The sequence below is a fragment of the Pseudomonas parasichuanensis genome (assembly GCF_021601385.1).
GTDB lineage: Bacteria > Pseudomonadota > Gammaproteobacteria > Pseudomonadales > Pseudomonadaceae > Aquipseudomonas > Aquipseudomonas parasichuanensis.
This window is the reverse complement of sequence record NZ_BQHO01000036.1, coordinates 12,398-34,329: the sequence shown is the minus strand read 5'-3', so window position 1 is coordinate 34,329 and position 21,932 is coordinate 12,398. Positions and strand designations below refer to the sequence as shown.

Below are 21,932 nucleotides of genomic sequence, written 5' to 3'. Positions count from 1 at the left end.
CAACCTCCCGAGATTTTTTCCCTTCCCTGTCACCCCAACCTGCGAACTTCTATCTCGCGGACCGGACGCCAAGCCCTCTGGATCAAGGGTTGGCCCGGCGCCCGGGCGTCATGCACAGGTGGTTGACACTCAACGTAACGACACGATGAAAGGAGATTCTTCATGTTCAAGCGCACTATGATCGCAGCCTCCATGGCTGTTGCCGCACTGGCTTCGGCTCAATCGATGGCAGCGGTCGTGGGTGGCGGCGCCACGCTGCCGCAAGGCCTGTACACCACCCCAGGCGTCCTGGGTGCTGGCTTCGACACCTACACCGGTGTTGGCAGCGGCAAGGGCAAATCGGCCTTCCTCGGCAACGTGGCCGCCGACATCAACAAGTCGGGTGTGACCGTCGACTTCGCCGGTAGCGACTCGGTACTGTCCGCCGCCGAACTGAGCACCTATAACACCGCTCACAACAGCGCCGGCAACGACGCGGCCAACAAGTGGGGCCCGCTGATCCAGATCCCGTCGGCCGCTACCTCGGTCACCGTGCCGTACAAGCTGACCGGCACTGACGGCAACGCCGTGACCGACCTGAACCTGACCAGCGCCCAGCTGTGCTCGATCTTCGCGGGTTCGGTCACCAAGTGGAACCAGATCAACGCCAACTACCCAGCCACCGATATCAAGGTGTTCTACCGCAGCGGCAGCAGCGGCACCTCGGAAATCCTTTCGCGCCACCTGAACAGCATCTGCCCGACTCAGTTCGGCGTCAGCAGCACCTTCACCACCGCCCAGGTGGGTGCCGAGCCCGCCACCTTCACCGCCGTTGCCAGCAGCTCGGCCATGGCCACTGCCGCCAACAGCACCGAAGGCGGTATCGGCTACGTTGGCCCAGAGGACGTGGATGCCACCAACAATGCCAAGGTCGCTCGCGTCAACGGCCTGCTGCCAACCGTTGGCAACGTGGTTACCGCGCTGTCGTCGGTCAACCCGCCAGCCACCGCTGCCGACCGTGCCGACCCCACCAAATGGGCGCCGGTTCTGCCTAACCCAACCAGCGGCTACTCCATGGTTGCCTACACCAACCTGATCTTCGGTCAGTGCTACCAGGACGCCACCGACGGCAGCAGCATCCGTGACTTCATCGGCCGCCACTACGGCCTGACCGCCAACAACGATGCCGCCATCACCGCCATGAAGCTGATCCCGCTGAACAATGCCTGGAAAAACGCCGTGCGCCTGCAGTTCGGCAACCAGTCCGGTGCACTGGGCGTGAACAACACCAGCGTCTGCAACGCCCAAGGTCGTCCGCTGTAAGCAACCCTTCACGCTGTTGCTACACCTCGTCGGTAACGGCTCGCGCCGTTACCGACTTTTGCGTTTCAGCGCCGTTGAGCGCGGATGAACTTTGCATGACAAAGGTTCGGTCCGCAGCGCCTGCAACCGCCTATGTCGTAAAGCCAGCATGTGCGCCCGCGCCATGCGTTCTTCTCTTCGCGTTTGGCCAGAAAAAGGACTTATAGCAATGCGTCTCGGCACCGCTGCTTCGCCCCGACCTCGTACCCCACGCCAAGGTGACCTCGCGCTGCCACGGCTCAAGCCCCTGGCCCAGATAATCGCCCTGATGGTGCTGGCGAGTGGCGTGCAAGCAGCGCCCCAGGCCTTCAGTTCGGCGTGGTTTGCGGCCAAGGGCAGCGCGCCGGTGGCCAGTGGCGCAGGCGGGCAGGGTGGCGCGGTGCAGCTGCCGGGGTTGCCGCCGCCGCTGGCCCAGCAGCAACGGGCCAATGCGCAGTTGCAACGCTCGCTGCACAACCTCAACAACACCGTCACTGCCATCGCCGCCCAGCAGGCGGCCCAGGCGGCGGGCAGGGCGGCGGCATTGGCGGCGCCGCAGACCATCCACAACGGCCTGGGCGGCAACGGCCTCAACCCGCTGCTCGATGCCAATGGCAAGCCGCTGTTCGTCAATGCCGACGGCCCACAGCAGACCCAGCAGGGCGGCACCACCCAGGTGTCGATCCGCCAGACCGCCGACAAGGCCATCCTCAACTGGGAAACCTTCAACGTGGGTCGCGACACCCAGTTGAACTTCCAGCAGAACGCCGACTGGGCGTTGCTCAACCGGGTGGGCAACAGCGTGGCGCCGAGCCAGATCCAGGGCACGATCAAGGCCGACGGCACGGTGATGATCGTCAACCAGAACGGCATCGTGTTCAGCGGCAGCAGCCAGGTCAACGTGCGCAACCTGGTAGCGGCGGCGGCGACCATCAGCGATGCGCAGTTCCGCGATGGCGGCCTGTACGTCGACAGCGCCGGCAGCCTGCCGACCGTCACCGACGCCGCCGGCAAGGTGCTGGTGCAGCAGGGCGCGGTGCTGCAGAGCAAGGCGCCGGCCAGCTCCACCCAGGGCGGCGGCTACACCTTGCTGCTGGGCAGCGAGGTGGAAAACGCCGGCACCCTGATCAACCACAAGGGCCAGGCCACCCTGGCCGCCGGCGACAGTTTCTATATCCGCAAGGGTGTCAGCACCGCGGGCAACCTGTATTCCACCACCCGTGGCAATGAAGTGGCCACCACGCTAAAACCCGGCAGCGCCGCGGGCCTTGCCCGCAACAGCGGGCTGATCCAGGCCGGCCAGGGCGATATCACCCTGACCGGGCACCGGGTGGAGCAGGCCGGGGTGGCGGTGGCCAGCAGCTCGGTGGACAACCGTGGCACCGTGCACCTGCTCAACGCCGCCAGCGATGGCAAGGGCAGCGTGACCCTGGCCCAGGGCAGCACCACGGCCATCGTCATCGATGCCGAGGCCGGCAGTGCCCTGGACAGCCAGCGCGATGCCCTGCGCAAGGACATGGGCGGGCAGGTCAACCAACGCACCGGCGTGTTCGACAACCTCAGCGGTGCGGCCGACGACCGCAGCCTGTCGCGGGTGGAGATCGTCAGTGGCGGCACGGTGGAGTTCCAGCCAGGCTCGCTGACCCTGGCCACCGGCGGCCAGGTGGCGGTCAGCGCCGGCCAGCGCAGCCTGCTGCGCGACGGCGCGGTGGTGGATGTGGCCGGTGCGGTCGGCGTGCAACTGGCGATGGACAGCAACAACATCAAGGTCAATATCCAGGGCAACGAGCTGCGCGATGCCGCTGGCAACCGCGATGGCAGCGCGCTGAAAAGCATTGACGCCTGGCTCGATATCCGCGAGCTGGTGAAGGTGGCGACCGGTGTCAACGGTTACGAAGGCGAGCGTTGGTACACCGCTGGCGGCCTGCTCGAGGTCGGTGGCTACCTGGGCACTCGCAGCCATAGCCTGGGTGAGTGGCTGGCCCAGGGTGGCACGGTCGACTTCAGCGGCGGCGACCTGGTCAGCGAGGCTGGCTCGCTGATCAACCTGTCTGGCGGCACCCTGGACGTGCAGTCAGGCCAGCTCAAGATGACCTGGCTCAGGGGCAGCGATGGGCGTTTGTACGATATCAACCGCGCGCCCGGCGACCTGTTGTACCAAGGCGTTTACCAGGGCTATGAGCAGCACAGCGAGCGCTGGGGCCAGACCGCGTATTTCTACAACCCGTTGATCGCGCCGCGCGAACGCCTGGCCAACGGCTACACCGTCGGGCGTGACGCCGGGCGGCTGGTGGTGGGCACCGCCAACGCGCAGTTGGGCGGCGAGATCCTCGGCGAAACCTTCCAGGGCAACCAGCAACTCAAGGCGCCCCAGGCTGGCCTGGATGGCTACCGCCAGGCCCAGGGCAGCCAGGCCCGTGGCGCACAACTGATCGCCGGCTACTACGTGCCGACGGCCAGCGGCAGCACCCTGACCGCCACCGCCGGCAACCTCAAGCAGGTGGTGATCGGCCGGCAGGCCGCGGGTGAAGCCGGCATGGCGCTGGACGCTGCGGTGGCACCGGAACGGGAAGGCGTGTTGCTGCTCGACGTCGAGCGCTTGCAGGGGTACGCGTTGGGCGGCCTGCACCTGGCCGCCTATGAGGGCATCCAGGTCGATCAGGCGCTGACCTTGGTCGATGGCGCCGGCCTGAGCCTGCTGGCGCCACGTGTGAACATCAACGCCGACCTGACCAGCCATGGCGGCCGCATGACCCTGGGCAACCTGCAGGCGGGCTCGCCAACCCTGGCGGTGGGCAACACCGCGCGGGCGGCCGAGCTGATCGTGGCCGCCGGGGTGCGGGTGGATGCCGGCGGCCGCCGCCAGGACGGCGCCAACGCCAATGCCGCCCAGGTTTCGCCCTGGCTCGACGGTGGCAGCCTGGTGCTGCACGGCAGCGGCGATATCCGCCTGGGTGAAGGCAGCCTGTTGCGCGTCGATGCCGGCGCGGCGCAACTGCCCCAGGGCACCTGGCGCGGCGGCGCGGGCGGCAGCATCAGCCTGGCCAGCATAGGCCTGAGCGGCACGGCGGGCGGCACCCTGAGCCTGGGCGGCGAGTTGCACGGCTACGGCAGCAGTGGCGCCGGAACGCTGACCCTGCGCGGCGACCAGGTGAGCATCGGTGCGCCGTCGGCCACGGCCAGCCTGAGCCTGGGCGATGACTTCTTCGACAAAGGCTTCGCCCGCTACGAGGTGACTGGCACCCGCACGTTGACGGTCGCCGAAGGAGCCCAGGTGGTGGTGGGCCGGCCGGTCTATCGCCTGCGCGGTGACGCGGGCAGTGCTGACCAGGCACTGGCGCTGTGGACCCCGCCGCAGTACCTGGAAGACCCCGCCGCCGGTGTGCTGAGCCAGCGCCAGGGCGCCAGCCTGCTGCTGCAGGCCGGCACAGGCCAGGAGCGTGCCGACGAGTTGCCGTCGCGCAAGCTGGAAGTGGGGCGCGACAGCCGCATCGTGGTCGACGATGGCCAGGCGATCACCTTGCGCAGCCCCGGCGGCATGCAGGTCGACGGCAGCCTTATCGCCCATGGCGGGCAGATCACTCTCGCCGAGCGTGTGCCGCTGAACAATGAGCTGACCAGTGCCAGCAACGACCTGCCGCACCAGCGCGCCATTCGCCTTGGTAGCACGGCCAACCTGGATGTGTCGGCCCGCGGGGTGACCTTCGTCGACGCCCTGGGCGCCCGTTATGGCCAGGTACGCCAGGGCGGCAGCATCGTCATCGGCAGCGGTTTCGATCCGCAGAAGGGCGGCGCCATAGCCCCCGACCTGTTCGTGGTGGTGGAGGCGGGTGCGCGGTTGGACGCCTCTGGCAGCCAGATCAGTGTCGATGTACCCGGCGTCGGGGCCACCCAGCTGGCCAGCGCGGGTGGCAGCATCAGCCTGGCCTCCGACAACGGGCTTTACCTGGATGGCAACCTGCGCGCGGCGTCCGGCGGTGCCGGTGCGGCAGCTGGCAGCCTGACCGTGGCCCTGGAAAGTGCCACTGCATTGCTGAATGACGCCAATGCCGCGGCCAATCGCCAGCGTGAACTGCGCATTGGCGCGTTGCCGGAAACCTTCGCCAACCAGGCGGGTGACCTGGTGTACGGGCACGGGCATCTGAGCGTCGAGCAGATCCGCCAGGGGGCATTCGATGACGTGACCCTGTTCAGCCGTGGGGTCATCAGCTTCACCGACAGCCTGACGCTCAACCTGGCAGGCAGCCTCAGCCTCTACGCTGGTGCGCTGGCGTTGGCAGAGGGGGCGGACGCTGCCAGCCAGGTCAACCTGGCTGCCGCGCAGGTTCGCCTGTCGGGCTATACACCGCTGCCGACGCCGGCTCCGGGCGCCACCAACAATGAGCTTGGGTTGACCTTGTCGAACCGGGATGATCAGGCGTTGTTGCGGGTCGATGGCGGGTTGATCGAGCTGCGCAACTCGCTCAAGGTCGGCACCTCGGGCGTCGGCATTGGCGCACAAGACCGCCGTGGGTTCTCCACTGTAGAGCTCAACAGCAGCGGCGACCTGCGCCTGCTCAAGCATATTGGTGGTACCGACACTCGGTTGACCGCGCCCGATGAACTTACCTTGGGTGCCGCGCAAATCTACCCCGGTACCAACGCCGTGGCAGTGCTGCAGGCCAAGCACATCGAGCTGACGCGCACCACCTCGGCAACGCCGCAGCAACCGTATTCGCTGTTCGGCAACCTCAGCCTGCTGGCCGAGACCATCGACCAGCGCGGTGTGCTGCGCGCCCCCTTGGGCGGCCTGATCCTGGGCAATGCCAACACTCGCGAAGTGACCCTGCACCCCGGCAGCCTGACCTCGATCAGCGCCGCCGGGTTGCAGATGCCCTATGGCGGTACCGTGGACGGGTTGGTGTATACCGCCAACGGCAAGGCGCTGAGCGACAGCGTGTTGAGCGATTCGCCGCCCAACGGCTGGCTCAACGTCACTCTGGGAGGCGGCAGTATCGCCGTGGCCGAGGGTGCGGTCATCGACCTTTCGGGCGGTGGCCAGGTGCAGGGTGCCGGCTTTGTTTCCGGCCGTGGTGGCTCAACCGACGCGCGCTACCACCCGCTGGTGCAGAACAACCCGGACGGCAGCTTCACCCTGCCGACCCTGTCGAGCAATCCGGTGTACGCCATCGTGCCCGGTGCGCAGCCCAGCGTGGCGCCGCCGCTGCTGGACGGCGAGGGCGGCAGCCAGCCGCTGGTGGGCCAGCGCATCACCCTGGATGCCGGCGTGCCGGGGTTGCCGGCGGGTACCTACACCCTGATGCCGGCCAGCTACGCCTTGCTGCCGGGCGCCTACCGGGTCGAGCTCAACGGCCTGGCCAGCGCCGGGGCCTCGCGCAGCACGGCAATGGCCTTGCGCAACGGCTCCTGGAGCCTGACCGGCAAGCGCTCGATAGCCGGCACCCAGGTGGTCGATGCGCTCGCCCAGCAACTGGTACTCAGCAGCGCCGACAACCTGCGCCGTTATGCGCAGTACAACGAAACCAGCTTCAGCCAGTTCCTGGTCGACGACGCCGCGCGCCTGGGCATCCCCCGCGCCGCCTTGCCGATCGACGCCAAGGGCCTGACCCTCGACCTGGGCTACAACAAGACCGACCGGCCGACCTTCAGCATGGATGGCCTGCTGTTGAACAAGGCGCAAGGCCAAGGCCAGGGCAGCATCGTCAGTGTGCTGTTCCCGGATACCCTGCTGATTCACGGTGAACAGCCGCCGACCTCCCTGACAACGACTCAGACTGCGATCTCGGCGCAGCACCTCAATCGGCTGCAGGCCACCAGCTTGCGCATCGGTACGGCGGGGCGACGGATCTATGGGCAGGGGGGCAACCAGCTGTTGCTCAATGCCAGCGGCCGTAACATCGTCCTGGGCAGCGGAGCCCAACTGCAAGCGGGCGAGGTAATCCTTGCAACAGGGTATAGCGACGGTGGCATCACCGTGGAGCAGGGCGCGCGCATCGACACCTTGAAACAAGGCAAGCCAGCCTACGACAGTACCGACGGCTACCTCTACAACCCCCAGAGCAACAGCGTACTGATCGTCTCCAACGGCTGGGTGGATGTCTTGGCGCCCACGCCGTCCACCGAGGTACGAGGCCCTGGCCGAATCGTTATCGGTGGCTGCCTGAGCCAGTGCAGCGGGCAAACCGAGCTGTATTCCGAAGGCACCATCGCGGCGGCCACCACCAACCGTTTCGCCCTCGACGATCAGGTGCGCTTCGGCACCCGCAACCTGACCCTGGCCGTTGGCGCCATCAACGTGGGCAGCGCGCAGCAGCTCGCCGATGCGGCAGCGGCGGGGTATCTGCCCAGCGGCCTGACGCTCAACCAGCAAGTCCTCGACCGCCTGCTGCAGGGCGATACCCAGCGTGGTGCCCCGGCCCTGGAAAACCTGACCTTCACGGTACGCGACAGCATCAACTTCTTTGGCAGCAGCAATCTGGACACCCTCGACCCGGTGACAGGCAAGTCGCGCATGGCCAACCTGGTGCTGGGCACACCGGCGATCTACGGCCTGGGTAGCGCCGACGATGTTGCCAGCATCCGCACCGGCAACCTGATCTGGAGTGGCGCTACCCAAGCGGCCCCCGCGCTGCTGGCCCATGGCGCTGGCACTGGCAGCGGCCGGTTGCAGTTGCAGGCCGAGCGCATCGAACTGGGGTATGGGCCGCAATCGCAGCCCAGCAGCCAGCTGGCGTTCGGCCGCCTGGCGCTAGGCTTTGCCGGCGTCGAGCTGTTGGCCAGCGAGCGGGTCACCGCCAACCACCGTGGCAGCCTGGCGGTGTACCAGCAGCAGGGCGAATACGTCACCGGCGAAGGCTACCGCTACAGTGGCGGCAACCTGCTGATCCAGGCGCCGCTGCTGACCGGCGAGGCCGGCGCGGTCAACCAGGTGCGCGCCGGTGGTCGCCTGCAGTTGCTCGGCAGCCCTGGCCAGGCCGTAGCGCCAGTAAGCTTGAAGGCCGATGCGCTGGGCGCCGAGTGGTCCTTCAGTGCGCCATCGATCACCCTGGACACCCGGGTCGCGCTGCCCAGCGGCAAGCTCACTCTCGACAGCCAGGGCGACCTGCTGCTGGGTAGCGGCGCGCAACTGGACCTGGCCGGGCGCAAGGTCACGCTCAACGACCTGGCCAAGTACAGCTGGGGCGGCGATGTGATCCTGCGTAGCCGGCAGGGCAATGTGCTGCAGGCGGCGGGCTCGGTCATCGACCTGCACGCCGAGCACAACCGGGGCGGCAGCCTGGAGGTGGTGGCGCTGGACGCTGCGGCGGGCCAGGTGGACCTGCTGGGGCGCATCCTCGGCAGCAGCTCCGGCCACTACGACGCGGGCGGCACTCTGGTGCCCTACGCGGGCGCCGGGATCAACCTGCGCGCCCTGCGCCTGGGGGGCGGCGACCTTAGCCAGGCCTTCGCCACCCTCAACCAGACCCTCAACGACGGCGGCCTGCTGGGCAGCCGGCGCTTCCAGTTCAAGCAGGGCGACCTGAGCATCGGCGACGGCCTGCGGGCCAACGATGTGCAAGTGTCGTTGGACAATGGCCACTTGCAGGTTACCGGCCTGATCGATGCCAGCGGCGAGCGGGTCGGCAGTATCCGCCTGGCGGCCAACAAGGGCCTGACCCTGGCCAGTGGCGCCCTGCTCGATGCCCATGGCCGGGTCCTGCGGGTGGACAGCTACGGCAAGATCATCGACAGCCCCAACCGGGCCACGGTCGAGCTCAATTCCGGTGCCGGGCAACTGACCCTGGCCTCGGGCGCGCGCATCGACCTGCGCCATGGCACCGATGCGCTGCGTGGCACTGGCGCGGGCCAGCACGATGGCGTCGAGCGCGGCACCCTGGCCTTGTATGCACCGCGCCTGCGTGCCGACGACCCAACCTACGGCGATATCGCCATCGATGCCGCCGGCCCCCTGGAGATCGTCGGCGCCAAGCGCATCGATCTGTTCGCCATGGCCCGCGACCATGATGCCCCGCTGGGCACCGATGGCCATGTCAGTGGCAAGGACTATGTGCAGGTGGACAAGGCCTACCTGGACGCCCGCCATGACCAGAGCACGCTGTTCATGACCGCGGCGTTGCACAACAGCGCATTGCGCGATGGCAAGCTGGCTGGCCTGACCCAGGGTTACCGCGAGCAGTTCCACCTGCGCCCGGGCCTTGAGGTGATCACCGACGGTGACCTGGTGGTCAGTGGCGACCTCGACCTGTCGGGGTACCGCTACGCCAGCCTCAACCCCAACGTGGCCCTGCGTGATGGCGTGGTCGGCTCTGGCGAGGCGGGCAGCCTCAGCTTGCGCGCCGGCGGCGATGTGCAGGTGCTGGGCAGCATCAACGATGGCTTCGCGCCGCCAGTGGCCACCCAGGACGACGGTGGCTGGCGGCTGCTCGAAGGCCGCCTGGCCTACGGCGCCCAGGTGGTAGTACCCAACGGCGGCGTGGAACTGCATGCCGGTACCGGCTTCCTGGCCGGGCAGGTACTCAACTACGACGTACCGATCCAGGCCCGGCAGATGGTCGCCGGCACGGTACTGCCGGTACGCGCTACCCTGGCGCAGCCTGTCACCCTGCCAGCCGGCACGGTGCTGGCGGCGCCGGTCTACAACGCCGACGGTAGCCAGGCCCTGGCCGCGGGCAGCCGCCTGGAAACCGCAGTCCAGTTGACGGCCGGGATGCAGCTGGGCGCCGGCAGCCAACTGGTGGTGGACACCCCGATCACAGCCATGACCTGGCCCAAGGGCGTGCCGTTGCCGGCCCAGCCACGCAGCCAACTGGTGTTCGGTGCCGACGACCTGGTGCTGTTGTCGCAGAACCTGGTGCTGCAGCGCGGTGCGATCATCCCGCCGCGCACCGATATCCAGCTGGGCGGTGCCGGCTCGGTGGCCCTGCGCCCCGAGGGCAAGGGCCAGAACTGGGCCGTGGCACGCATGCTGCCGGCGGGTTCCGAGTCCTGGAACCTGCGCCTGGTCGCGGGTGCCGACACCACGGCGGCCGACCCACGCCTGACCGATCCGCAAGCCACCGGTCAGCTGCGTCTGGCGGATCACCATATCGGCATGAAAGCCGTGGGGGCTTCCAGTGGGTGGGTGTGGACGCAGGAAGGCCTGGACGGCTTCGGTTGGACGGGCAACCCGGGTGACCCGATCGATTTTGACGCCATCGGCTACCCCTCACTGTGCGAGGAGTACCCGACCTGGTGTGCCAAGGCGCCGCCCGCCAGTGGGTGGGTATGGACGCAGGAGGGGCTCGATGGTTTCGGCTGGACCGGTAACCCCGGCGACTCGATCGATTTCGACGCCATTGGTTACCCCACGCTCTGTGAGGAATACCCCACCTGGTGCGCCAAGGCGCCTGCAGGGGGTGACTATGACCTGGTACCCACGGCGAGCAGCCGTTTCAGCGTACTGCGCACCGGCATGGGCGATCTTGACCTGATCGCTGCGGGCAACCTGGACATGACCACCTTGTTCGGTGTGTACACCGCCGGTACGGCAACCGAGGTGCCAGCGGCCTACCAGTTGCCGCGTGGCGTAGGTGCGTCCGGTCAAGTGCTGCCAGAGGTGCTTGGTGGCTATGGGGCTCTGGTGGCGGGTGATGATCGCTCGTACCAGGCCTGGTACCCGGAGCAGGGCGGTAACCTGCTGCTGCAGGTGGGCGGTGACCTCAAGGGTAATGCCCTGAGCCGCGAGTACAAAGCGTCCGAGCTGGCCTATCAACTGCCCAGCGCCCAGATGGGCAATTGGCTGTGGCGCCAGGGCAGCGGCACGGCGCTGACCGGTGATCAGGCGATTGCCACGGCGTGGTGGATCAACTTTGGCACCTACGTGGACTTTGAGCGCAATGCGGTGCTGGCAGGCTTCACCGGCTTCGGCACGCTGGGCGGTGGCAACCTGGACGTACGGGTGGCAGGCCAGGCCGGTGTGCTCGATGTGGTGGGCAATACCAGCAGCGAAGGCCGCGACCAGTGGGGCGACAGCGCCCGCTCGCAAGGTTTGCAGCTGGCCGTTGGCAGTACCGGGCGTGTGAATGCGGACGGTAGCTTGACACTGGGGGGTGGTGGCGACCTCAACCTGAAGGTAGGCGGTGCGCTCAACCCCACCCGCGCGGCATCAGGGCATGCTGGCCAAGCCGAGTTGTTGGGCTCGCCCGCCCATGACCTGCAAGGTACGCTGAGCAACCTGCGCGGCAACCTGCAGGTGTCGGCGGCGGCGCTGGGCGGCATCAGTCGCATTTATGGCGCCATGGGTGTGCAACAAGACGACCACGAAAGCCGTGCCTACGACCCGTTCCACTCCACCTTGGCGTCCGCCTACGGCGGTTTGGTCGTGATTCCGGGGGATGCGACAGTACAACTCAGCACCCGTGGGGATCTGGTTCTTGGGGGCGCTGCGGACCCGGGGCGGGTACCTGCGTTCAACACCACCCCGTTTGCCGGCCTGGACGGTGGCGGTCGCAGTTGGTTCAGCCTGTGGACGGCCAATACCGCCATCGACCTGTTCTCGGCGGGGGGTGACCTGACGCCCAGCACTCAAGTGATGGATGTGAAGGATGGAGGGCCGTTGAGGGGGCTGGACACTTCACCGACGGATGGCCGTTTCGTCTACCCGTCGATCTTCAGAGCGGTCGCTGCCAGCGGCAACCTCTACTACGGCAATTTCGCCAACGCGCAGCGTGCGCGATATGACAGCCCTGTCGAACCCTACTCACTGCTGCTGGCACCCTCGGCCAATGCCGAGTTGCAGCTGGTGGCCCAGGGCTCGATCTACGCTGGGGGTTACGTGATCAGCCAGAGCGGCGCTGCCCAATCAGCGCTGGCGACACCCTTCAATCCTGCATTCATCGGTGCTTACAACGGCGTCAGCGTCACCAACCAGCGAGCGGATGGCATCCTGGCCAATGTGGAACAACAGCGGTTCCCACTGTTCGCCTTCGCCGGTACCGGTGCCGCGAACGCCTATGGTCAATTGCAACCGGCGCGCATCTATGCCGCCACCGGCGACCTGGTCGGTGTGCGCAGCGGCGAGATGCTGGACTTCGGCAACGCGCGCAATGGCGCCCTCTGGTATGAAGGGGCGGCCCCGGTTTGGATGATGGCTGGGCGGGACATCGTCAACAGCGGCACGGCACTGGGTGAACGTACCCAAGTGCCCAGCGACCTGTCCGATGTGCTCAGCGCCGTTGTCACCTCCACCGGCAACCTGTTCGTGCACAACGCCGCCACTGACCACTCGCAGGTCATGGCCGGGCGCGACATCCTGTTCAGCAGCTTCAACGTCGCCGGCCCCGGCACCCTGACCGTGAGCGCCGGGCGCAACCTGCGCCTGGAGGACCGCGCCGCCATCACCAGCCTGGGCGCCATCGTTACCGGCGACAACCGCCCGGGTGCCAGCCTGGTGCTGCAGGCCGGGGTCGGCAGCAGCGGGCCGGACTACAGCCGCTTCGCCGCCCAGTACCTGAACCCGGCCAACCTGGCCGACAGCAGCGCGAGCCTGGCTAGCCAGCCGGGCAAGGTGGCCAAGACCTACGCCGAGGAGTTGCGCCTGTGGCTGGCCGAGCGCTACGGCTTCGAGGGCACTGCCGAACAGGCCCGCGAACGCTTTGCCGGCCTGCCGGCCACCGAGCAGGGGGTGTTCGCCCGCGCGGTGTACTTCGCCGAGCTGCGCGAAGGCGGGCGCGAGTACAACCAGGCCGGCGGGGTACGCCAGGGCAGTTACCTGCGCGGGCGCAACGCGATTGCCGCGCTGTTCCCCGAGCGCGATGTGGCCGGGAACGCCATCCGTTATGACGGCGATATCCTCATGTTCGGCGGCGCCGGGATTCGCACCCAGGTCGGCGGCGGGATCCAGGTGCTGACCCCGGGCGGGCAGCAGGTGTTCGGCGTCGAAGGCCTGGCACCGCCGTCCTCGGCCGGGGTGATCACCCAGGGCAGCGGTGATATCCAGCTGTACGCCAAGGGCAGCATCCTGCTCGGCCAGAGCCGCATCATGACCACCTTCGGTGGCTCGATCATGGGCTGGTCGGCCGAAGGCGACATCAACGCCGGCCGCGGTTCGAAGACCACCGTGCTGTACACGCCGCCGCGCAGGCTCTACGACAACTGGGGCAACAGCAGCCTGTCGCCGAGCGTGCCGAGCACCGGGGCCGGTATCGCTACCCTGGCTCCGGTGGTGGAGGTGCCGCCGGGCGATATCGACCTGATCGCGCCGCTGGGCACCATCGATGCCGGCGAGGCCGGGATCCGTGTGTCGGGCAACGTCAACATCGCCGCCCTGCAGGTGGTCAACGCGGCGAACATCCAGGTGCAGGGCGAAGCCAAGGGCGTGCCGGTGGTGGCCTCGGTGAACACCGGTGCGATCACGTCGGCCAGCGCTGCGGCCAACTCGGCGACCCAGGCCGCCGCTGACGCCACGCGCCAGCAGCAGGCCGCGGCGCGCGACCGGCAGCCGTCGATCATCACCGTGCAGGTGGTGGGCAATGGCAACGAGCGCCTGGTGCCAGCCAGGAAGGGCGCCAGCGTCACGCCGCGCTACAACGGCCAGAGCCCGGTGCAGGTGCTGGGCGCAGGCACACTGGACGAGCAGGCCAGGGCGCAGCTGACCGAGGAGGAGCGCGGCAACCTGATGTAAACGCGCCTGGCCCAATCGCCGGCAAGCCGGCTCCCACAGGATCGCGTCGAACCTGTGGGAGCAACGGCCTTGTGTTGCATTTCTGTAGGAGCGGCCTTGTGCCGCGAAAGGGCTGCACAGCAGCCCCGGCAGTCCATGTGGTAACGCAAAAAACCGGGGCCGCGTTGCGGCCCTTTCGCGGCACAAGGCCGCTCCTACAGTGGACGCGCAAGTTCATTGGCGATGGCGTTTGTAGGTCGCCGATTCTGCTTACCCCATGAAGCTTTCGTGACAATAGTTCGGTAGCAATGCGCCATCTCCGTCTTGGGAATGTGCTGTCGTTGAGCAGCGGCTCAAGGACCGAGAGGAGTGGAGCAATGGGCACTATGGAACGCTACGCGAAGGTGGGCATGCAGGAGCTGGACCAGCGCCTGGCGAAGATCGTCGAGGCGGCGCGCAGGCGCCCGGTGTCGGTCTACCGCTACGGTGCGCCCTGGGTCTGGATCGTCTCCCAGGACGACTGGCAGAGCGCCCTCAAGGAGGTCGACAGCTGCATCCCGCCCGGCCATTCCCTGGCCCTGCTCAAACCCCGGGTCGAGAGCATGTTGCAAGCCGAGCAGGCCCTGCTCGGCGCGCTGGCCGAGGACCACGGCATGCACATCGCCCCCGAAGCCATGATGCAGTTGCTGTTGCTGCAACTGTTGTACGCGGTGCCCAGCGAAAAACAGCTGCACGAACAGCTCAACTACAACCTGCTGTTCCGCTGGTTCGTGGGCCTTGAACTCAAGTCGCGGATCTGGCCGTTCGGCCAGTTCAGCCACGACCTCGGCGTGCTGCTGGGCAGCGAGCCGGCGGTGCGCCTGCTGCAGCGCATCGTCAACGAGGTGTGCAACGGCGCCCTGGCGCAGATGCCGGAATTCAGCCTCAACCTGGCCCTGCTGCACAGCTGGCTGGCCAAGCATTCGAGCCCGGGCGGCTCGCCAGACAATCAAGCGTGAATCACGGCCCGCGGGCCGAACGCAATCCTGAACGAGGGGGCGGTGTGGAGCATTTGTTCTTCAAACGGTACGGTGCGCGCGCGGCGTGGTGGCTGGCACTGGCCAGCAGCTGCGCGCTGGCCGACCCGTCGACTGCAGGCGCCGAGCGCCGCGTCGATATCAACGAGTATGTGGTGCGTGGCAATACGGTGCTCGATGCCCGGGCCATCGAGGAGGCGGTCTACCCGTTCCTGGGTCCGCAGAAAAGCCTGAGCGACCTCGAGGCGGCCCGCGAGGCATTGCAGCAGCGTTACCAGGCGCTGGGCTACCAGTCGGTGTTCGTCGAGCTGCCCGAGCAGAAGGTCGAAGGCGGGGTCGTTTACCTGCAGGTCAGCGAGACCAAGGTCGGCCGGGTGCGGGTGGTGGGCGCCAAGCATTACTCGCCGGTCGAAATCCGCGAGCAGGTACCGGCGCTCAGCGAGGGCCAGGTGCCAGACTTCACCCAGGTGCAGGCCGAGCTCGCCGAACTCAACCGCACGCCCAACCGCCAGGTCATGCCGCTGGTGCGCGAAGGTCAGCGGCCCGGCACCATGGACGTCGACCTGCAGGTCGAGGACCAGCAGCCGTGGCGCGTGAGCCTGGGCCTGAACAACGACTACAGCGCCGACACCGAGAAGCTGCGCACGGTCGCCACCGTCGGCTACAACAACCTGTGGCAACTGGGCCATGCGATTTCCCTGACCTGGTTCACCGCCCCCGAGGACAAGGACAACGCCGAAGTCTGGTCCGGCTCGTACAGTGCGCCCTTGAGCGAGCGCTGGAGCCTGCAACTGAGCGCGTTCAAATCCGACAGCAACGTTGCCACGGTCGGCGGCAGCAACGTGCTGGGCAAGGGCCATTCCTACGGCATCGCGGCGATCTACACGGTGCCCGGCAGTGGCAACTGGGCCCATTCGCTGTCGGCCGGCATCGACTTCAAGGACTTCGACGAGCGCCTGAGCTTTGGTGGCGAGCACGACACCGTGCCGCTCAAGTACGCGCCGATCACCCTGGGCTACAACGGCATGCGCTACACCGAGGCGTCGCAATGGAGCCTGGGCCTGAGCCTGGTGGCCGGTACCCGCAGCCTGTTCGGCTATGGCAGCGACGACCGCGCATTCGACTACAAGCGCTACCAGGCCGACTCGAGCTTCCTGGCGTTCAGGGGCGACACCAGCTTCACCTTCAACCTGATCGGCAACTGGCAGAGCGCCTCCAAGCTGGGGTTCCAGCTGGCCTCCGGGCCGCTGGTGTCCAACGAGCAGTTCGCCGCTGGCGGTGCCACCTCGGTGCGCGGCTACCTGGCCGCCGAGCGTACCGGCGACGACGGCGTGCTGTTCTCCCAGGAACTGCGTACCCCGTCGATCGGGCCTTACCTGAGCAGTGCCATCAGCGACTGGCGCCTCTACCTGTTCACCGAGGGCGCGCACCTGACCCTCAAGGACCCGCTGCCTGACCAGCACGATCGTTTCGACCTGCTCAGCGTCGGCATCGGCACCCGCGCCACGCTCAATGACTGGTTGTCCGGCAGCCTGGACTGGGGCTTGCCACTCAAGGATGGCCCCAACACCGAGAAAAACGACTCGCGCCTGCACTTCAGCGTGCAGGCGACCTTCTGACCCGATCGGCATCGATCCTGGAGACTTTCCATGCAACGCCTCATCTTGACCTTGCTCATCTGCCTGGGCTTCGCCCTGCCGGGCAGCGCCAGTGCCTGGTGGCAGGACGACTGGCAGTACCGCAAACAGATCGCCGTGGACACCACCCCGCAGGGCGCGGCGCTGACCCAGGCGCTGGGCCGCACGCCGCTGCTGGTGCGCCTGCACACCGGCAATTTCAGCTTCGACGGCGTCAGTGAGAACGGTGCCGATATCCGCTTTGTCGCCGCCGATGACAAGACCGTGCTCAACCACCGCATCGAAAGCTTCGACCCGCTGATGGGCATCGCGCAGATTTGGGTGGACGTACCGCGTATCGAGGCCGGCCAACGCCAGGACCTGTGGATGTACTACGGCAACGCCAAGGCCCAGCCGGCCAATGCCCAGCCCGTGTTCGACGCCGACTTCACCGCGCTGTTCCACTTCGACGGCGGCGCCGTCCGGGATGCCAGCCCCTACGGCAACACCCTGCAGGGCAATACGGCGAGCATCGACGGGGTGATTGGCCAGGCCATCCAGCTGACCGGCCAAGCGCTGCAACTGGCAGCCAACCCGTCGTTGCAGTGGCCTGCGGGCGCGGCGATGACCTTCAGCACCTGGCTGCGCCAGGACCAGGCGGCGGGCGAACAGCTGTTGCTGGCCCGCCACGAGGGCGAACACCGCCTGCTTCTCGGCCTGGGCCAGGGCGTGCCGTTCGTGGAGCTCGATGGCCAGCGCGCGGTGGCCAACCAGGCCATGGCCCCGGGCCAGTGGCAACACCTGGCGCTGATCGCCGACAGTGGCAAGCTCAGCGTGCTGCTCGAAGGCCGAGAAGTGGCCAGCCTGGCCGCCAGCCTGCCGGCCTTCGCCGGTGGGATCGTGATTGGCGGCGAGCTGCCGGCGGGCGAGGGCGCGGCCCCTGCGTTCGTACCCTTCGTCGGCGCCCTGGACGAATTGCGCCTGTCCCGCGTGGCCCGCAGCGTGCAGGCCCTGCAGGGCGACGTGATGACCCAGGGCGCCGAGTCGCGCCTGGTGGTGTATGGCGTGGACGAGGAGCAGTCGGGCTTTGGTTTCGGCAGCCTGGGCTTTTTGCTCAAGGCCGTGCCGGTGGATGCCTGGGTGATCATCGCCGTGCTGGTGCTGATGATGTTCCAGTCGTGGCTGATCATGCTGCGCAAGAACCGCGCCCTCAACCGCATCAGCCAGGCCAACGGCGAGTTCCGCGAGGCCTTCGGCGACGTTGGCACCGACCTTGAGATGTTCGCCGACGACCAGGCGCTGGCTCAGCGCCTTGTGCACTCGCCGCTGTGGCGCCTGTACCAGGTGGCGGTGAAGGAAATCCGCACCCGTCGTGCCCAGGGCGCCGACACCTCGACGGTGTCGGCGGCCACCATCGAGGCGATCCGCTGCTCGATGGACGGCGTGCGCACCCGCGAAAACCAGGCCCTGGGCGCCAAGCTTTCGACCTTGTCCAATGCCATTGCCGGCGGCCCCTACATCGGCCTTCTGGGCACCGTGCTGGGGATCATGGTGGTGTTCCTCGGCACCGCGATGGCCGGTGACGTCAACATCAACGCCATCGCCCCGGGCATGGCGGCCGCCTTGCTGGCCACCGCCATGGGCCTGTTCGTCGCCATCCCGGCGCTGTTCGGCTACAACCGCCTGGTCACGCGCAACAAGGAAGTCAGCGCCGACATGCGGGTGTTCGTCGACGAGTTCATTACCCGCCTGGCCGAGCTGCATGGCCAGGGCGAGGCCAGTGAAGCCGGCCCGCGCCGAGTGGGCCACGCCGTCAACCCGACCGTCCCGGCCTGAGGAGCAGAGCATGGCAGCCGTGAACGCTTCCCATGACGACGACGATGATGTCGCCGTCGACAGCATCAACATCACCCCGCTGGTGGATGTGCTGATGGTGGTGCTGGTGATGTTCATCCTCACCGCCACCGCCCAGGTGTCTGGCATCCAGGTGCAACTGCCCAAGGCCAGCGCCACGGTGTCGCTGGCCCAGCCCAAGACCAAGGCGATCTCGATCAACGACGCCGGCCAGGTGTTCCTCGATGCCTACCCGGTGACCCTGGCCGAGCTCGAGGACCGCCTGCGCAGCGAGAAGGCGCGCAACCCGGACTTCCCGCTGATCGTGCGCGGTGACGCCGGGGTGCAGTACCAGAAGGTGGTCGAGGTGCTCGACCTGTTGCGGCGACTGGAACTGGCCCAGGTCGGGCTGGTCACCGGCAAGCCGAACCAGGGCTGAGGCGCGCGATGAAGCAGACATTCGATAGCCGCCGGTTGCTGGTGATCGCAGGCCTGGCCGTGCTTGGCGTGCTGGGCGCCTGGCTGCTGTGGCAGTGGGCCAACGACATGAGCGGCGTGCGCCGCGAGGCGCCGAAGATCCCGGCGATCATCCCCTTGCCACCACCGCCACCGCCGCCCCCTCCGGAACCGCCCAAGGAGCCGGAGCCGGTGGAGGAGAAGATCGTCGAGCCGCAGCCGGTGCCCGAGGCCGAAGAGGTCAAGCCCGCCGAGGAGGCGCCGCCCAACCCGGCCGAAGACATGGCCAACCCGATGCAGATGGATGGCGATGCGCAGGCTGGCAACGACGCCTTCAACGTTGGCGCCGGCAAGGGCGGCGGCATGGCCGGCGGCGGCGGGGGCATGGGCAACGGCGGTTACAACCAGTTCATGGCCTACGCCATGCAGAAACTGCTGCGCGAAGACCCTGAGCTGCGCAACCAGACCTTCAATCTGCAAGCCGAGGTGTGGCTGAGCGAAATCGGCGAGATCACCCGCGTGGAGCTGCAGCGCTCCAGCGGCAATGCGCAGAACGATGCGCGGATCGTCGCCACCTTGCTCGGCTCGCCGCCCATGCAGCAACGCCCGCCCGCCGACCTGCCGATGCCGTTGCGGGTCAACTTGAGCGGGCGCCGACCATGAACACAGCCACTGCACGACAGACTTTTAGGAGCGGTACACCCATGATGTGCACAGTTAACCGACTGACCGCCGCGATCGGCCTGACGCTGCTGGCGACGGTCGGCCCGGCCATGGCGCAAGCCCCGGCACCGTCGCAGAACGCCACGGTCAACCTGATCCGCCTGCTGGTGGAGCAAGGGGTGATCAAGCAGGACCATGCCAACGCCCTGATCCAGCAGGCCGAGACCGAGGCCCAGCAGGCCCGTGCCAGCGTTGCCGCGGTGCCGGCAGCCAACGGTGAGGTGCGCGTGCAGTACGTGCCGGCCATTGTCCGCGAGCAGATCCGCGACGAGATCAAGGCCGAGGTGATGAGCACCGCCAAGCAGGAAAACTGGGCCGCGCCCAATACCTTCCCGGACTGGGCCTCGCGCATCAGCTTCGACGGTGATGTACGCCTGCGCAGCGAATCGCGCTACTACGCCGACGGCAACAGCAACGAGATCGTCGACTTCGCCAAGCTCAACGACAAGGGCCCGTACGACGTCAACCCCAACACCAGCCGCAGCCTGCCGCCGTTGCTCAACACCCGCGAAGACCGCGACAACCTGCTGCGCCTGCGTGCGCGCTTCGGCCTCACCGCGGTGCTGTCGCCAACCTGGACTGCAGGCATTCGCATCGGCACCGGCAGCGACGACAACCCGGTGTCGACCACCCAGACCCTGGGCGGTGGCTTTGGCAAGAAAGACCTGTGGCTGGACCGTGGCTACCTGTCCTGGCAACCCGACCCGCGCCTGACCCTGACCGGTGGGCGCATTGCCAACCCGTTCCTGTCCACCGACATGCTGTACTCGCGCGACCTGAACTTCGACGGCGTCGCGGCGATCTTCGACCAGCCGTTGAACGACGGCCTGAACCTGTTTGGCACCCTTGGCGCGTTCCCGGTGGAGTACACCCAGGACACCTCCAGCAGCAACGGCTTCGACAAGGAAGAAAGCGATAACAAGTGGTTGTACGGGGTGCAGGTGGGCAGCAAGTGGCAGCTCAACGACAGCAACCGCCTGACCGGCGCGCTGGCCTACTACCGCTTCGACGACATCGCCGGGCAACGGTCGTCACCCTGTGCGCCATGGGCGGGGGAGCCTGGCTGCGACACCGACGGCAGCCGCCCGACCTTCATGCAGAAGGGCAACACCCTGTTCCAGCTGCGCGATATCAGCCTCAACCCGGCCAACCCGGAAAACACCCCGCAGCCGCAGTTCGTGGGCCTGGCTTCGGAGTTCGACCTGCTCGACCTGAACCTGATCTGGGACACCGACTTGCCGGGCGACCTCAAGCTGCGCAGCCACGGCAACTACGTGCATAACCTGGCCTACGACGAAGGTGACATGCGCAAACGCTCGGCCGGCCAGTTCGCCAACAACCGCGACAGCAACGGCAACCTGGACAGCGGTGGCGATGCCTGGTTGCTGCAGTTCACCCTGGGCAACGCCCTGGAGCTGAGCAAGCGCGGCGACTGGAACCTGTTCGCCGGCTACCGCTACATCGAGCCCGATGCCATGCCGGACGGCTTCAACGACTCGTCGTTCCACCTCGGCGGCACCAACGCCAAGGGCTACGTGCTGGGGGCCAACTATGGCCTGGAGAAGAACATCGTCGCCACGGCCCGCTGGCTGAGCTCCGAGGCGGTGTATGGCGCGCCGTTCGACATCGATGTGCTGCAACTTGAAATCAACACGCGCTTCTAACGGGCGCCGATCAGGAGACCGACCATGAACAAGCGAGCCTACCGGGCGCTGCTGCTGTCGCTCGGCCTGTGCCTGGCCGCCAGCGCCTCGGCGCAGACCCTGGAAGAGCGCTTGCGGGCCCAGTTGCGCAGCACCGCGCAACAGCTGCAGGCGCTGCAGAGCGAGCAGGCCCAGGCCAGCGCGGCGCGCCAGAGCGCCGAGCAGCAACGCGATGCGGCCCAGGCCCAGGTCAAGCAATTGGCCGCCGAGCTTGCCCGCGCGCGCGGCCAGGCCGAGCAACTGGCTGGCCAGCAGCAGGCGCTGCACAGCCAGGCCCAGGCGCTGGTGGCCAGCAGCAACGAGCAGTTGGGCAAGTACAAGCAGGCCTATGACGAGCTGCTGGTGATGGCCCGGGCCAAGGAGGCCGAGCGCACCACCCTGGCCGGCCAGCTGGGGGCGCGTGACAGCGAGGTGCAGCAGTGCGCGCAGAAGAACCAGCAGATGTATGGCGTGGCCCAGGAAATCCTCCAGGCCTATGAAAAAATCGACATCGCCGATGTGATGAAAATGCGCCAACCCTTCGCCGGCAGCGCACGGGTCAAGTTCGAAGAAATGGCGCAAACCTTCGGGGATCGTCTATACCAGACACAGTTCGATGCGGCGCAAGCACGCGCTACGCAATGAC

Annotated in this window: 9 protein-coding genes; all 9 read left to right on the top strand. The window is 67.4% G+C overall.

The window, feature by feature from the left end; genetic code table 11:
- Window positions 1-162: 162 nt before the first annotated feature.
- The 9 genes from L6D77_RS22920 (at window position 163) to L6D77_RS22880 (ending at window position 21,931) form a co-directional block, all read left to right on the top strand.
- Window positions 163-1,302, top strand: a complete 1,140-nt coding sequence (locus L6D77_RS22920) for a substrate-binding domain-containing protein (RefSeq protein WP_232884053.1) — start codon at window positions 163-165, stop codon at window positions 1,300-1,302.
- 208 nt (window positions 1,303-1,510) lie between these two features.
- A complete protein-coding gene (locus L6D77_RS22915; RefSeq protein ID WP_232884052.1) occupies window positions 1,511-13,981 on the top strand; it encodes a filamentous haemagglutinin family protein in 12,471 nt (4,156 codons plus the stop codon).
- A 365-nt stretch (window positions 13,982-14,346) separates the two neighbouring features.
- Window positions 14,347-14,958 carry a transposase gene (locus tag L6D77_RS27610; RefSeq protein WP_373870629.1) on the top strand — a complete coding sequence of 204 codons (612 nt, stop codon included), beginning with the start codon at window positions 14,347-14,349 and terminating at the stop codon, window positions 14,956-14,958.
- 44 nt (window positions 14,959-15,002) lie between these two features.
- The gene (locus tag L6D77_RS22905; RefSeq protein WP_373870628.1) at window positions 15,003-16,595 is read left to right on the top strand and encodes a ShlB/FhaC/HecB family hemolysin secretion/activation protein; all 1,593 of its coding nucleotides are present in this window, start codon (window positions 15,003-15,005) and stop codon (window positions 16,593-16,595) included.
- Between the two features lie 30 nt (window positions 16,596-16,625).
- A complete protein-coding gene (locus L6D77_RS22900; protein ID WP_232884051.1) occupies window positions 16,626-18,428 on the top strand; it encodes a DUF2341 domain-containing protein in 1,803 nt (600 codons plus the stop codon).
- A gap of 10 nt (window positions 18,429-18,438) precedes the next feature.
- A complete protein-coding gene (locus L6D77_RS22895; protein ID WP_232884050.1) occupies window positions 18,439-18,864 on the top strand; it encodes an ExbD/TolR family protein in 426 nt (141 codons plus the stop codon).
- Between the two features lie 8 nt (window positions 18,865-18,872).
- Window positions 18,873-19,544 (top strand): energy transducer TonB, encoded by a 672-nt coding sequence (locus L6D77_RS22890; RefSeq protein ID WP_373870627.1) that lies wholly within the window; start codon window positions 18,873-18,875, stop codon window positions 19,542-19,544.
- Window positions 19,545-19,585: 41 nt separating this feature from the next.
- Entirely contained in the window at window positions 19,586-21,268 is a 1,683-nt protein-coding gene (locus tag L6D77_RS22885) for a putative porin (protein ID WP_232884049.1), read from the top strand.
- Between the two features lie 24 nt (window positions 21,269-21,292).
- A complete protein-coding gene (locus tag L6D77_RS22880) occupies window positions 21,293-21,931 on the top strand; it encodes a DNA repair protein (protein WP_232884048.1) in 639 nt (212 codons plus the stop codon).
- Window position 21,932: the final 1 nt, after the last annotated feature.

Excerpts from the sequence above, each read along its gene's own strand:
- L6D77_RS22920 (WP_232884053.1), top strand. The coding sequence starts at position 163 with ATGTTCAAGCGCACTATGATCGCAGCCTCCATGGCTGTTGCCGCACTG.
- L6D77_RS22915 (WP_232884052.1), top strand. The coding sequence starts at position 1,511 with ATGCGTCTCGGCACCGCTGCTTCGCCCCGACCTCGTACCCCACGCCAA.
- L6D77_RS27610 (WP_373870629.1), top strand. The coding sequence starts at position 14,347 with ATGGAACGCTACGCGAAGGTGGGCATGCAGGAGCTGGACCAGCGCCTG.
- L6D77_RS22900 (WP_232884051.1), top strand. The coding sequence starts at position 16,626 with ATGCAACGCCTCATCTTGACCTTGCTCATCTGCCTGGGCTTCGCCCTG.
- L6D77_RS22895 (WP_232884050.1), top strand. The coding sequence starts at position 18,439 with ATGGCAGCCGTGAACGCTTCCCATGACGACGACGATGATGTCGCCGTC.
- L6D77_RS22890 (WP_373870627.1), top strand. The coding sequence starts at position 18,873 with ATGAAGCAGACATTCGATAGCCGCCGGTTGCTGGTGATCGCAGGCCTG.
- L6D77_RS22885 (WP_232884049.1), top strand. The coding sequence starts at position 19,586 with ATGATGTGCACAGTTAACCGACTGACCGCCGCGATCGGCCTGACGCTG.
- L6D77_RS22880 (WP_232884048.1), top strand. The coding sequence starts at position 21,293 with ATGAACAAGCGAGCCTACCGGGCGCTGCTGCTGTCGCTCGGCCTGTGC.